This window comes from Mangrovibacterium sp. (genome assembly GCF_059905295.1).
In genome coordinates this window covers 1-13,167 of sequence record NZ_JBZQJF010000300.1, presented here as the reverse complement: position 1 = coordinate 13,167, position 13,167 = coordinate 1, and the positions used below count along the sequence as shown (strand labels likewise).

Below are 13,167 nucleotides of genomic sequence, written 5' to 3'. Positions count from 1 at the left end.
TTTTTTAAACTCCGGGATAATGGTCCCGTCAACGATCCGTCTGGCTTCTTCATCTTTCAGCTTTTCTTCCAGTCCGTAACCGGTCATTATCCGGATTTGACGGATTTGCTTCCCAAAAACGACCAAAATTCCGTTGTTCTTGCCTGCCTTCCCCACACCCCAGCTTTCGGCCAGCTCGTATGCGTAATCAAATAAACTTTCATAGGGTTTATAACTGGCTATAGTTACCACGGCTATTTCGTTGGTCGTAGCTTTCTCATGTGTCGCAATTAACGAGTCGAGACTAGCGATCTGACTCTCGGTGAAAATACCCTCGAAGTCGTTCACCCAACCGATATAATGAGGGAGCGTGGATGACTTTTTTGTTTGCGAATAGCCTTGCAGTGTGATTAGCACCAAGGGCAACAGAATCAAGATTTGTTTTAGCTTCATAGTCGTTCAGTTCGTTTGTAGCTCTTGCTCCTTCAGAGCAAAGACCTTTGTTTGGTTCGTATTCCCACGGCATTGCCGCGGGCTATTGCTATAAGGCCGTTGGCCTATTCAGTTCTCCGCGTTGGGTCTTATTGTCCCCTTCCATCTCGACCTTGAAGAAACCTCCATCTTTAAACAAAATGAGCCTTCAAGCATCCTGCACCAAAGGTGCAATAGCATCAGGGCAGGGCAACGCCCTGTTGTCCAAATACACAATAAACTTACCAAATCCTTCGCAGAACACATTCTGTTAATCATATATTCTAACGCGGAATTATCAACAAAAAGCTATTGTCATATAGCTAAAATGCTTGGTAAAGTCACCAACTTTGTCGGTAAAAACGACGACTTTGTCGGTTTGGCTGTCAACTTTGCTTTTTACCCTACCAACGTCTCTGGTAGCCTCATTTACCTTTCTGGTAGAGGTATTTACTTCTCTGGTAACCGTATTTACCTGTCTGGTAAGGTCATTTACCAATCTGGTAGCCTCATCTACCTCTCAAAGTTGGTTGAAAGAGCTTAAAGTATCTGTAAAAGAAGGAAAAATGAGAAATATAGCAGCGAATACCCCGAATTCAACTCAGACCACTTTGTTTTTGTCAGACTAAACGACGTAAATCCCCGTCACCATGCATAAAATGAAGACAACCGACATTTCCAACATGTGTTAAACAGCATCAAAACAACATAAGTACTGGCTTCCATTTTTAATTCAAGAGCCGTAATTTGTATCATAATATCAGACTTAGTAATAATTAAATGATAACGCGATGACTACAAACTTCAATTTTAGTTTTGGTACGCTAACACAACGAGGCGACCGAATTGACAATCTTTTACAGCGCGATGCAACTGAATTTTCCCAATTAGGTTATGATGATATTTTTCGCTCAGACCTGAAGAATAAAGTCGGAGAATTTCGACGTCTACCCTCTGACGATTATTGGTTAGGACAACAAATGCTGAAAACTGAAAGTAAAAAGAAATCATTGGAAAGCCTGATCGACCAGTTAATTAATCTTCGTTTTCGCGCCAAGCTGGCCTTAGGCGAGAAATCTGTTGAATATCGTTCCCTTCGCTTTGGAAAAGTACAAACGATGAAAGAACAAGACCTCATTATCCTTTCGTCGCATATTACAACAACTTGCCGTACAATGCTCGAGAAACTCTCTACCCGAAATATCACCGAAGCAATGCTTGACGAGATTGATGCCACCAGCTCTTTTTTAGACGATGCCATTGATGCACAACGTCAAATTATGTCGACTCGGGAAGCTAAATCGTTTGAACGCGAGGAAATGGCCAATGAAATTTACAGTTTGATCGCTGAAGCCTGCGAGGTTGGAAAAAAGATTTGGGATGGCACAAACGAGGCGTATTATAACGACTATGTGATTTACGGTTCGAAAGATGCCATCGATGAAGATGAAGAAGACATCATGGATGAAGCGGATAGCGGCAGTACTGAAGATGGTCAAATTGTGCCATAAGTCTAGTTGCGATCGTGATATTTATATCACAAGTAGGTTTAAAATGGCCCCGGAAACGGGGCTTTTTTTTAGGCCAGTAAAGCGCTTTAGTCCACCAGCATAACCCTCCCCTTTTTGTCCGGATTTTTCCCTTTTTAGTTTCAATTAAATTATATAGCTTCAACATCCTGAATTGAGCCAACAGGCTCATTCGCTGACGAAACGTCATTCTAACTAAAGGATAAATTAAAAACTATGAGAAAAATTATTTACCTCATTTTGGCAGTTAGCTGCTTAGTTTCAACAGCCATAGCACAGGAAACCCGGGATACCCCCATCCGCGAATTAACAAAGGATTTTGTCAACTACGATCAGGACAAGCTGAGTCACTATTTACCCATTGAGTCGTTCAATACCATTGCCGGGAAACAAGCAAAAAAAACGATTACGCTAACGAAGGAAAATATGGCCGAGGCACTGACAGAAGCAAAATCATACGACCACTGTGTGATCACGGTTGGCTCGCATACGCTGGTGGTGGTAAGCTCCTTCGATAAAATGATTGAATCGGGTGCATGGGGAACAAAAATGCCGTATGGCGTAGGATACATTTCGAAAGGGACCATGCAAAAACACGAAGATTACCTCAATAACATCATTGGTATTCCCGATGGACAAACGCGTACAATGTTTCTGTTTTAAGCATGGAAAAAGTTGAATAGCCGTCATCCCGAAACGAGTTCAGGATGACACTTCATATTTTAAGGAGCGGTTTAAACCTAACAAAATAATTCCAGCAGATCCTCCGACTCAACCGGACCAAAATAGTCGCTTAACTCGAGCTTGGCAAGAAGTTGACGAATACTTTCGGTTTCGTGCTTAACACCGTACAGCCGCTCTTCCAGCTCCTCAATAGGTTTCGAGGCAAAGAAATCGCCAAAGATTTTGGCTTTCTGAATCATTCCCTTTTTTACATCGAGGTGCAGCTCGATAAAACCTGCCGGCACCTTAATGGCCTTATTGAAATCGTAAGCCGGCGAAACCCCAAAGTTCCAGTCCCAGGTACTGTATTTTTCGGCTGCCAGCTGCTCAATACCGGCAATTTCGTTGTCACTCAAGAGGTGAATACGGGCCGCTTCCCCACCCGTTTGCAGCATCTGTTCAATCAGCCGGGCTTTAAACTGTTCCAGTGTCGTTCCTTCGGGCAGGTATTCAATCAGGTTGGTAACGCGTGCCCTGTTCGATTTCACAGCCTTATCGCGGAATTTCAGCGGGTTAATTTTCAACACCTCGCTCAGCACTGCCATTTCCGAATTCACCAGGATGGTTCCGTGTTGCACCATTTTCCCGTTTCGGGCCAGCTTGGCATTACCGCTAAACTTCTTGCCATCGACCAGCAAATCGTTGCGACCTTCAAGCCGCGCCGGCACATCCAGGCTGTTCAGCAAATCAACTACCGGACGGGTAAAGCGCGAAAAGTCGGAGAAATCATCCTGCCCGTGACGAGTGTGAAACGAGAAATTCAGGTTACCCAAATCGTGGTAAACCGCACCACCACCCGACAAACGACGTACCACCTTGATCTGGTTTTGGTTGACGTAGTCGAGGTTTATCTCGGCCAGTGTATTCTGAAAACGCCCCACAATAACCGAAGGAGCATTCACATACAGCAAGAAAATTTCCTCGTTGGGATAGCGGTTCAGCAAATATTCTTCGGATGCAATATTGAAATAAGCATTGTTTGAGGGCGAATCGATAATGAGCATAGTTGTATAATTTTAGGCAAAAATAAGAAGAATTCCTGCAAAAGCCTTTACAAAGACAATGCGGGACCAAAGCCGTTGAAGTACAACGATTATTGGGTTGAGATACCAACGAAAAAGCCGCCCGAAAATATCGAACGGCTTGGGGTAACATGCGTATATTGTAAGCTTATGCTAGTTTTACATTAACGGCATTTAGACCTTTTCTCCCTTCCTGAAGATCAAAAGTTACTTCATCGTTTTCACGAACATTATCTTTTAATCCGGTTGAGTGAACGAAATACTCTTTGGGTGAATCTGCGTCTTTAATGAAGCCAAATCCTTTTGTTTCATTGAAAAACTTTACTGTTCCTTTATTCATAATATAAAATTGAATTGTTTACGTCCTTTAGCAGACGTATTGTATTTAATGTAATTAATTCGAAAATAGGGATTTCAGCCAGTTAGTTATTTTACAACGACCGCTTTACTTTTATAATTCCTCAATTTGTCGTTCTAATTCTCGCTTTGTCAGTCCCAGCGATGTTGCAATCATCATGTAAAAGTCTGACTTTGACTCGTGTCTCCAAACCACATCAGCATTTGTAAGCTGTGGATATTTTGCTTTCAATTTTACGGCAACTGCGTTCCATTTATTCAAATCAAATTCTTTATCCATATTATTGTTTTAAGATTATATCAATTGGCCAACCTACTTTTGCATTAAATGAAGTTCGAATGAGCTCTAGGTCCAGATTGACAACATGAAGTGCTTAATTCCATTTTTAAGTTGAAAATATCTCAACAAGGCGGCAAAGATACGCAATATAAAATCATTAATACCGAAAGACCGTTAAATTATTTTATTACAGTATTTTCGGTACTTATACCCCGTTGTATTTCGACGACTAAGTACAGCGAAGCCGGATTCAATGCGTCCCTCGAATTACTCCGAAATCGGAACCTAATCCTCCGGAATATAAGCCCCGGAAACTTGTGGGAGAATTGCGGTCTAACCGATTATTCGTAATTTAGCGCTGTAGCCGAAATCAATTAAACGCCGCAAAACGCAACTGCATGTCTACCAACAAAGAACTGGAATTAGCCTGGAATTTTGTCAATTTCACCAACCGCAATATCTTCCTGACCGGGAAAGCCGGAACCGGTAAAACAACCTTCCTGAAAAGGCTGAAAACAATCGCCTATAAACGGGTTGTAGTTGTAGCGCCAACAGGTGTTGCAGCCATTAATGCGGGCGGGGTAACCATTCACTCGTTCTTCCAGTTGCCCTTTGGCCCCATTCTGCCCGAGCGCGAAGGAGCCGAAGAGCAAAAGGAGCTGAACAGTCACAAGTTTACCAAGCGCAAAATTGATATCATCCGTTCGCTCGACCTGCTCATCATCGACGAGATTAGTATGGTGCGGGCCGATTTACTGGATGGCATCGATCGGGTTTTGCGGAAATACAAGAACCGTTTTCAACCCTTTGGCGGTGTTCAACTCCTGATGATCGGTGACCTGCAGCAGCTGGCTCCGGTGGTTAAAAACGACGAGTGGAACCTGCTTCGGTCGCATTACAACAGCTTGTTCTTTTTCGGTAGTCAAGCCTTTCAGCAAGCGCAGGTTATCAGCATTGAGTTAAAGCAAATATTCAGGCAATCGGACGACTCATTTATTCAAATTCTGAATGAAATACGGGAGGATAAATTGACCCGCGAATCGCTCGAAATATTGAACAAGCGCTACCAACCTGATTTCAATCCGAAAAAGGAAGACGGCTATATTCATCTGACCACACACAACGCGTCGGCCGACCAGATTAACCTGCGAGAAATGGAGAAACTGGAAACAACCGAACACTCCTTCGATGCGGAAGTGAATGGTGTATTTCCGGAACATGCCTACCCCACAGCCAGCAAATTGAAACTGAAAGAAGGCGCGCAGGTGATGTTCATCAAAAATGACAGCTCGCCTGATAAGTTGTTCTACAACGGAAAGATTGGCACCATAGAATCGTTTGAAGAGGATTTCATCATGGTGCGTTGTCCCGGCGATTTGGCGGCCATTCCGGTAGATCGTTTGCTGTGGAATAACCTGAAGTACGAACTGAACGAGCGAACCAAAGAGCTGGAAGAAAAGATTGAAGGCTCCTTCCTGCAATACCCGCTGCGGCTGGCCTGGTCGATCACCATCCATAAAAGCCAGGGACTGACCTTTGAGCGGGCCATTATTGATGCACAGGCAGCCTTTGCCCACGGCCAAACCTACGTAGCCTTGAGCCGTTGTAAAAGTATGGAAGGCCTGGTGCTCAGCAGTCCGCTCTCGAACGAGGCGGTTATTTGCGACCGCGAAGTAAACGGCTTTAACAGCCGAATGGCCGATCAACAACCGGAACAACAGGATTTGGAACAATCGCGGAAGAATTACCAGCTGGCTCTACTCGAAGAGCTGTTCAACCTGAAACCCTTCGAATACCAGGCCAAACAAGGCCTGAAAATTCTGCAGGAGAATGCTGGCGCAGTCCTTGGAACACTTCAGGAAAAACTAGCTGCTATAGGCACTCAGTGTACACAGGAAATGATCCCGCTTTCCTATAAGTTTATGCGACAAGTACAACAGTTGGCAGCCAACGGCGACGATGTAGAACACAATGAGGAGCTGCAGGAACGCATTAGTAAGGCCAGCGCCTATTACTACGACAAGTTGAAAAAGGAGTGGCTGGAAACGCTCAAAGAAGCCAGCTTCGAGACCGACAACCACGGCGTAAAGAAAGATGTGAACAACCGCCTTCAAAAGATGAATGAAATACTGCATGTGAAGTTGGCTTGCTGGGATCTTTGTCAAAGCGGTCTGGATGTTGAGAAGTTCCTTCCCGTTCGTGCGAAGGCCTTGCTAACTGCACCACAACAAAAACAAGAGCCGAGTTCAAGAGGGCAAAATATTCCCACCCAACACCCGGCTTTATTCCGCAAACTGCAGGCATGGCGCAGCGAACTGGCTGAAGAAAGAGACATTCCGGCCTACATGATTTTAACGCAAAAAGCCTTGGTAGGCATCGTCAACGAACTACCCGGAAACAGCAAAGCACTACTCGGGATTAAGGGTATTGGTAAAAAAACGGTGAAGCAATACGGAGCAGCCATCTTAAAGCAATTGGCTGATTACGCCCGCGACAACCAACTTAAAATAGAAGTACAAACCCAACTGGAGCCTGAAATTGAAAAGCCCAAGCAGCCCTCACACGAGATCAGTTATCAACTTTTCCTCGAAGGATACAGCATTGGTCGCATTGCTACGGAACGCGATATGGCTGTAAGTACCATCGAGGGACATTTGGCACGCTATATCAAAAGTGGTGAGCTGGAACTCAACCGGCTGTTAGATCAAAAGAAGATCGACCAAATTGAAAACTACATGCAGGAGCATCCGGAAAGTAGCTTAACTGAAGCAAAAAATGCCTTGGGCGATGAATTTAGTTTTGGTGAACTTCGCATGGTTCAGGCCTGGTTAAAATCAGAATAGATCGAAATGAAAATTTGATACTTTGAGATTGGTTTCAGGAGTAGCCATTTGAGGGTAATTTCAGAGACACGAAAGACAATAGCCGCAGTTTATTCCATGAAAAAAGCCCCTATAAAATAGAGGCTTACAGTATTTATCTGAATCGATTTTTAAATCATATCCTGCTGTTGCTTATTGTTCGCATTATAGTCGAACAATTCATGTTCCTTAATGAATTCATAGACTTTCCCGGGAAGGAAATTGGCCAGGCGATCATCACCATTCCGAATTAGGTCGCGAACATGTTCTGAGGTTTGCTTAATCAAATCTTCCGACTGTATTTGGAGAATTAAGATCTTTTTAGTTTCATTTAAATACTTCCACAGCAGTTTGTTTGAACCACTAAAATGTTCTTCATCGGGATAAACAACATCACCGCTTTTAGTATCAATAAACGGGAACAAATACAGCTTCACATTCTCGTGAAACAACTTACCAACGGATTCGAGTAACCCGCCTCTTAAATCTTTATAGAGCGAACTGTCCAGGATCATATCGAAGGTTGGCATCCCCATAATGATCCGGAGTTTGATCATATTAAACTGTCCAAAATAGTTCACCAACTCAAAGTAACGACTAAAGTTGGAAACCATAACGCTCTGCCCTACCATGTTCAGTAAATCAACCCGTTGCAGAAAATCACTTTCATCCACCTTGCGGTCTTGAATCAGGTTGTTCAGCGAAATCTCACAAAAGGCGATGGTGTTATCGGGGCGATAATCTTCGTCACGTTTAAACACATCCAGACTTTCTTCCAGAAACTCTATAACCAGGTTATTCACCGGACGGAAATAACCACGCATCAGCAATACATTCTTCTTATAGAGCATATCGCCGGGTTGCTGCACATTACCATCCGGATCAAACATGATGGCCGGTGTCATATTATTTGAAACCAGCATCAGGTTCAGGATTCGGTTATCCACCCACTCTAAATCCGGTCCTTCAACAAATATATAGTCGATTTCAACCCGATCAGTTCCCAAATTATCCAAAAGGGCAAGCAGTATCCTCCGAGGATCTTCCCAGTCGAATAAAGCTCCGTTAATCAGGTTGATCCCCAGCGTACCCAAACTGTATTGCTGCAACAAAGTATCATTTTCGTGCAGTTTTACATGAATGAACATCTTATTCGGGTTGTGCCGGTCAGTACCTTCAATAGCAATTCCCAGCCAGCCATTCCCCTGGTTCGTTTTGGTATAATTCAGAGTTTCTACGGTGTTGGCAAAAGCAAAAAACTTCTGATCAATCTTTTCATCCAATATCTTCAGCAGTTCCTGGTATTCGTAATCGACCATCTTTTTCACCCGCTCTTCGGCGACATAGCGAGATGGCTTTCCCTGGTTGTAAAAATGGTCGCTAAAACTTTTATCGTATGCTGAAATGGTTTTGGCAACTGTTTGGGAGGCACCACCTGCCTGAAATAGGTGACGGGCCGTCTCCTGACCACCGCCAATCTCGGCAATTGAGCCGTAATAGTTAGAATCGATATTGATGTGTACTGATTTTTCCTTTGTACTTAACGTTTTCGACATGCGATCAATGGTTTTGTTGTTTCCATACTCGGTTTCCGAATCTCACTCCAATTGAAATTCACTCATTTTAACAGGCATAATAAAATTTTGTTCCTTCGAAACGCTATAAAATAAGCGACATTTTTACACTTTGGCCGATAATCGGCTTCTTTTCATAGCATTAGGATTACAACTGCTGTCTAAATTGTTAATACAGCAACTAACCGTCTCCGTAATAACAGTTCTTAACACAAATATTGTAAACCAACCAAAAGCTGAGCTGTTTTATGAGCTATATAAAAACTACAATACCATGAATTTATTGGAACAATTAAAAACGATGACGGTCGTGGTAGCTGATACCGGCGACTTTGAGTCAATGAAAGAGTTTAAACCAAGAGATGCCACCACCAACCCTTCCCTTATATTAGCTGCAACCGACAATCCGCAATATCAACCGCTGATTGATCAGGCGGTGGATTATGCCAAGGCCAAAGGCGGATCAAAAGAAGAACAACTGTCACTTTGTATGGATAAGCTGGCCGTGAATTTCGGTACTGAAATCCTGAAGATCGTTCCAAAGCGGGTGTCTACTGAAGTTGATGCACGCTTGTCCTTCGATACAGAAGCAACAGTTGCCAAAGCCCGTCAGTTAATTAAGCTGTATGAGGAGGTCGGAATTCCCAAAGAAAAGGTATTGATCAAGATTGCTTCTACCTGGGAAGGTATTAAAGCTGCTGAAATCGTCGAAAAGGAAGGCATTCACTGTAATTTGACTTTACTTTTCAGCAAAGCACAGGCCATAGCGTGTGCGGAGGCGAATGTGCAGCTGATTTCACCTTTTGTAGGGCGTATTTACGACTGGTACAAGAAAGACCGTGGTGTGGACGATATTCCGGCAACGGAAGATCCCGGTGTGGCCTCGGTTACCGAGATCTATAAATACTACAAGAAATACGGCTACCAAACCGAAGTGATGGGTGCCAGCTTCCGGAAAGCAGAAGAAATTATTGAGTTGGCTGGTAGTGACTTGCTGACGATAGCTCCAAAACTATTGAAAGAGCTTGCCGGGATGGAAGGGAAACTGGTGCAAAAGCTGAATGCGGATGATTTGGCCGATTATAACGAACCGAAGATCACGCTGGATGAAAAAACATTCCGCTGGATGATGAACGAAGATGCCATGGCGACGGAAAAACTGGCTGAAGGTATCCGTAAGTTTGCTGCCGACATCGTTAAACTGGAAAACAAGATCAAAGCAAAATTATAAGCGATTCCAACCGTTATAAAAGCGATTAAGCAGATTCTTTAGGGAGTCTGCTTTTTCTTTTTCCGTCCGGGGAAGATATTCAGGATCCAACTTTCGCGAATCGCCTGGGCTGTTTTCTCAATTTCATCGATTCCGTCATTCAGATTGACAATAGTTGAATCAATCTGAAGCTTAACGGTGCTATCACTTGATAAGGTTTGAACCAATCCGCCACCAGTGTTCAGGTTATCGGCAAACAGCTGAAGCATAACAAATAGATTGGCCGCCTCCTCGGCTACCGAATCGAAATTATCCAATAATTCAACTGCATTTGTTGTGATCAGGGTATCATTCAGCATCCGCCCCAGGTCGCCATCTCCATTGTTGGCCTTATCAATTAAAGCATTGGCACTTTTAGCTACGGCAATCAGCTCTTCACTGACCGCTTTTATCTGTGGTGTAATGGTATTCTGGTTCAGTAAAATTGCCAGGTCCCCATTCCCATGATTCACCTTCTCTGTGATTTCTGCCAGATTTTCCGAAACAATACGGGAATTTTCAATCACTTTCTTCGCATCCTGCAACAGGTCGTCGATCGTCAATGCCCGCATCGAGGTTAAAACATCATTTTCTTCAATTCGCCCCGAGCTAGCTGTTCCCGGATGTATAAGCAGCAATTTACTGCCCATAATCCCCTCCTGCCCAATCTCTACCTTCGAATCTTTCCGAATAAACTCCCGCACCTTTTTATCAATCGACAGAGTAACCAAAACCGTTGTATCAGTTACAATGCGTACCCCCGAAACCGTTCCGACATTCACTCCGGCATAACGGATTTTATTTCCCTCAATCAATCCGGCTGCATCGTGCAGGTAGCTGGTTACAGTAATCTTATCGGTAAATAAATTCTGCTTTGCCCCCAGGTAATAGATCGCCAGTACAAAGAGCAGCAGTCCGCTACTTACCAGTAATCCCAACTTGGTTGTTCGATGTTTCGAATTCGTCATGGTTCTGCGTTTTAATGAAAATACCCCCATATCTCAGGATCCCTGTTCTCAGATAGTTCAGCCCATGTTCCTTCGGCATAAAATGTTCCGTTAGCCATTATCCTCAGTTGGTTAGCCGTCATCTGAATACATTTCATATCATGTGAAATAATCAGGGACGAGGTATTGTATTTTTCCTGAACACTCAAAATCAACTCACTGATCTCACCCGAAGTAACCGGATCCAAGCCGGTAGTCGGCTCATCATACACAATAATCTCCGGTTTAAAGATCAATGTTCGGGCCACCGCGACCCGTTTTTTCATCCCTCCCGATAATTCGGCAGGCATCTTCTGAATAGCTTCCTTCAGCCCGACATTTTCCAAAGACTCTTCAACCAAACCCCGCAAGTCAGCCTTATTCATTTCCTCCCGTGTACGACGCACCTGAAACTCCAGATTTTCCTGTACATTCATGGAATCGTATAAAGCTCCTCCCTGAAAAATATAGCCGATTCGCTTTCTGACTTCATCCAGTTGAATGGCATCCATCGTAAGCATATTCTTTCCCAACACGTGGATCTCACCTTCATCCGGATCAATCAGCCGAACAATGCACTTTGCTAAAACCGATTTACCGACACCTGATTTGCCTAAAACAGCCATATTCATTCCCTTTTCGAGACTGAAACTAATATCGTTCAGTACCCGATTCGACTGAAAAGCTTTGACCAAATGTTTGACTTCAATAACCGGTTCCATCTGCATCAATTAAAGTCCGTAAATCAGATTTGAAAGCTGTACGGCAATCAAATCAATCAAAAAGATCGCCAGCGATGCACTCACCACCGCTGCATTAGCCGACATACCCACTGCTTCGGTTCCCTGGCCGGTTGTATAACCTTTATATGAGCCAATCAGACCGATAAAGAAACCAAAGAAGACCGTTTTGATGGTTGCCGGGATAATATCGTAAAAACGAAGCGAATCGAACGCTTGCGAGATAAACAAGACAAAAGACATGGGCTCGTACATCTTGATGGACAGATAAGACCCCAGTAAGCCGATAGCATCAGCAATGAACGCTAGTATCGGTACAAGCAGAGTGGTTGCAATAACCCGGGTTGCAACCACAAAATTCAAGGGTTTTGTACCTGAAACCTCCATGGCATCCAGCTGTTCGGTTACCTTCATGGCCCCTAATTCGGCCCCTATGCCGGAACTAATTTTGCCTGCACAAAGTAAGGCGGTAATCACCGGGCCAATCTCACGAATAAATGACACCGAAACCATTCCGGGTAATAAAGTGACCGCTCCAAAGTCCATCAAAACCGGGCGCGATTGCAGTGTAAGCACCATCCCCATAATAAAGGCCGTAATGACAACTAAAGGAAGCGTCTTAACACCAATGAAGTAACCTTGTTTAATCAGTTCGCGGTACTCAAAAGGAGCACTGAAAAACTGTTGCCCGACATTGCGGGTAAACAGCACCATATTACCGATTTCTACAAAGAAATGATTCAGCGATTCATTGGTATTTGGGTTTTCCATATTCTTCCCGTTTTAAGCCGACTGATTTAGTCTAAACATATTTACGGGAGAAAATAACTCTTCGTTCCAATGAATTCGGAAAGTAAAAAAGGAGGAAGTTGCTACTTTTCAAGCAAAACACTCATTAACAAGATCTAAGAATTGAATTCCTCACACCTAATTAATAAATTTTATGTAGCAGCGAAATTCGTTCTGAAAGGTCGATTACAAATGTGTTCCCGAGAAGTAAACCCACTTTCCATGTTCCCGTTTGAAAAGCGATTTTTCGTGAATTTGCTGCATTTTTCCTGCCTCCATATAGAGCGCCCGAAATTCGACAGAACCTGTGTTATCGGGGGCTTCGCCGGCTTGAACTCCTAAAATAACCAGCCCCATCCATTGGACCGATTTAGCCCAGGCTTCCATACTTTTTCGTTCTCTCACCGGACGGGTTTGGCTGTGATGACTACGCATCAGGTAAGCACCATCTGCTAAGGTGAAAGCAGTGTAACGCGATCTCATGAGCTCCAAAGCTGTTTCTGCATCCCTTTTTCCGGAGATAATAGGCAGACAACAGTCGTTTTTGTCTTTTTGTGAGCCACAAGGGCATAAATTAGTCATCGGATCAATGGATTTTCAGGTGATT

The 13,167-nt window shown here is 43.7% G+C and carries 14 protein-coding genes; 5 read left to right on the top strand and 9 right to left on the bottom strand.

The annotated features are described in order from the left end of the window. Nucleotides 1-432: TPM domain-containing protein (locus AC37HE_RS15200; protein ID WP_500783708.1), on the bottom strand; the 432-nt coding region annotated here is incomplete at its 3' end. Between the two features lie 346 nt (nucleotides 433-778). Between AC37HE_RS15200 and AC37HE_RS15195 the strand changes: the two genes are divergently transcribed. The 3 genes from AC37HE_RS15195 (at nucleotide 779) to AC37HE_RS15185 (ending at nucleotide 2,642) form a co-directional block, all read left to right on the top strand. Beyond that, complete coding sequence (locus AC37HE_RS15195; protein ID WP_500783707.1) at nucleotides 779-994, top strand: hypothetical protein; 216 nt, start codon at nucleotides 779-781, stop codon at nucleotides 992-994. 247 nt (nucleotides 995-1,241) lie between these two features. After that, entirely contained in the window at nucleotides 1,242-1,961 is a 720-nt protein-coding gene (locus AC37HE_RS15190; protein ID WP_500783706.1) for a hypothetical protein, read from the top strand. A 234-nt stretch (nucleotides 1,962-2,195) separates the two neighbouring features. After that, a complete protein-coding gene (locus tag AC37HE_RS15185) occupies nucleotides 2,196-2,642 on the top strand; it encodes a hypothetical protein (RefSeq protein WP_500783705.1) in 447 nt (148 codons plus the stop codon). A gap of 77 nt (nucleotides 2,643-2,719) precedes the next feature. Here the strand turns inward: AC37HE_RS15185 and lplA are convergent, their stop codons facing one another. From lplA to AC37HE_RS15170, 3 genes are all read right to left on the bottom strand, one after another. Continuing rightward, nucleotides 2,720-3,706 carry a lipoate--protein ligase gene (gene lplA / locus AC37HE_RS15180; RefSeq protein ID WP_500783704.1) on the bottom strand — a complete coding sequence of 329 codons (987 nt, stop codon included), beginning with the start codon at nucleotides 3,704-3,706 and terminating at the stop codon, nucleotides 2,720-2,722. A 166-nt stretch (nucleotides 3,707-3,872) separates the two neighbouring features. Further along, the gene (locus AC37HE_RS15175) at nucleotides 3,873-4,064 is read right to left on the bottom strand and encodes a cold-shock protein (protein WP_500783703.1); all 192 of its coding nucleotides are present in this window, start codon (nucleotides 4,062-4,064) and stop codon (nucleotides 3,873-3,875) included. A gap of 111 nt (nucleotides 4,065-4,175) precedes the next feature. Then, on the bottom strand, nucleotides 4,176-4,361 hold the full coding sequence (locus tag AC37HE_RS15170; protein ID WP_500783702.1) for a hypothetical protein: 186 nt from the start codon (nucleotides 4,359-4,361) through the stop codon (nucleotides 4,176-4,178). A gap of 398 nt (nucleotides 4,362-4,759) precedes the next feature. On the opposite strand from AC37HE_RS15170, the gene AC37HE_RS15165 reads away from it, so the two are divergent. After that, complete coding sequence (locus AC37HE_RS15165; protein ID WP_500783701.1) at nucleotides 4,760-7,204, top strand: helix-turn-helix domain-containing protein; 2,445 nt, start codon at nucleotides 4,760-4,762, stop codon at nucleotides 7,202-7,204. A 149-nt stretch (nucleotides 7,205-7,353) separates the two neighbouring features. Here the strand turns inward: AC37HE_RS15165 and AC37HE_RS15160 are convergent, their stop codons facing one another. Next, complete coding sequence (locus AC37HE_RS15160) at nucleotides 7,354-8,778, bottom strand: hypothetical protein (protein WP_500783700.1); 1,425 nt, start codon at nucleotides 8,776-8,778, stop codon at nucleotides 7,354-7,356. Nucleotides 8,779-9,070: 292 nt separating this feature from the next. Between AC37HE_RS15160 and tal the strand changes: the two genes are divergently transcribed. Next, nucleotides 9,071-10,027 carry a transaldolase gene (gene tal / locus AC37HE_RS15155; protein ID WP_500783699.1) on the top strand — a complete coding sequence of 319 codons (957 nt, stop codon included), beginning with the start codon at nucleotides 9,071-9,073 and terminating at the stop codon, nucleotides 10,025-10,027. Nucleotides 10,028-10,065: 38 nt separating this feature from the next. Here the strand turns inward: tal and AC37HE_RS15150 are convergent, their stop codons facing one another. The 4 genes from AC37HE_RS15150 to AC37HE_RS15135 form a co-directional block, all read right to left on the bottom strand. After that, nucleotides 10,066-11,013, bottom strand: coding sequence for an MlaD family protein (locus AC37HE_RS15150; protein ID WP_500783698.1), 948 nt, complete (start codon nucleotides 11,011-11,013; stop codon nucleotides 10,066-10,068). Between the two features lie 11 nt (nucleotides 11,014-11,024). Beyond that, entirely contained in the window at nucleotides 11,025-11,753 is a 729-nt protein-coding gene (locus tag AC37HE_RS15145) for an ABC transporter ATP-binding protein (RefSeq protein WP_500783697.1), read from the bottom strand. A gap of 9 nt (nucleotides 11,754-11,762) precedes the next feature. Then, nucleotides 11,763-12,542, bottom strand: a complete 780-nt coding sequence (locus AC37HE_RS15140) for an MlaE family ABC transporter permease (RefSeq protein ID WP_500783696.1) — start codon at nucleotides 12,540-12,542, stop codon at nucleotides 11,763-11,765. Nucleotides 12,543-12,746: 204 nt separating this feature from the next. Continuing rightward, nucleotides 12,747-13,142 (bottom strand): YchJ family protein, encoded by a 396-nt coding sequence (locus tag AC37HE_RS15135; RefSeq protein ID WP_500783695.1) that lies wholly within the window; start codon nucleotides 13,140-13,142, stop codon nucleotides 12,747-12,749. Nucleotides 13,143-13,167: the final 25 nt, after the last annotated feature.

Coding starts and splice junctions, on each gene's coding strand:
- AC37HE_RS15170 (WP_500783702.1), bottom strand. CDS start 4,361: ATGGATAAAGAATTTGATTTGAATAAATGGAACGCAGTTGCCGTAAAA.
- AC37HE_RS15140 (WP_500783696.1), bottom strand. CDS start 12,542: ATGGAAAACCCAAATACCAATGAATCGCTGAATCATTTCTTTGTAGAA.
- AC37HE_RS15165 (WP_500783701.1), top strand. CDS start 4,760: ATGTCTACCAACAAAGAACTGGAATTAGCCTGGAATTTTGTCAATTTC.
- tal (WP_500783699.1), top strand. CDS start 9,071: ATGAATTTATTGGAACAATTAAAAACGATGACGGTCGTGGTAGCTGAT.
- AC37HE_RS15160 (WP_500783700.1), bottom strand. CDS start 8,778: ATGTCGAAAACGTTAAGTACAAAGGAAAAATCAGTACACATCAATATC.
- AC37HE_RS15195 (WP_500783707.1), top strand. CDS start 779: ATGCTTGGTAAAGTCACCAACTTTGTCGGTAAAAACGACGACTTTGTC.
- AC37HE_RS15185 (WP_500783705.1), top strand. CDS start 2,196: ATGAGAAAAATTATTTACCTCATTTTGGCAGTTAGCTGCTTAGTTTCA.
- AC37HE_RS15135 (WP_500783695.1), bottom strand. CDS start 13,142: ATGACTAATTTATGCCCTTGTGGCTCACAAAAAGACAAAAACGACTGT.
- lplA (WP_500783704.1), bottom strand. CDS start 3,706: ATGCTCATTATCGATTCGCCCTCAAACAATGCTTATTTCAATATTGCA.
- AC37HE_RS15190 (WP_500783706.1), top strand. CDS start 1,242: ATGACTACAAACTTCAATTTTAGTTTTGGTACGCTAACACAACGAGGC.
- AC37HE_RS15145 (WP_500783697.1), bottom strand. CDS start 11,753: ATGGAACCGGTTATTGAAGTCAAACATTTGGTCAAAGCTTTTCAGTCG.
- AC37HE_RS15150 (WP_500783698.1), bottom strand. CDS start 11,013: ATGACGAATTCGAAACATCGAACAACCAAGTTGGGATTACTGGTAAGT.
- AC37HE_RS15175 (WP_500783703.1), bottom strand. CDS start 4,064: ATGAATAAAGGAACAGTAAAGTTTTTCAATGAAACAAAAGGATTTGGC.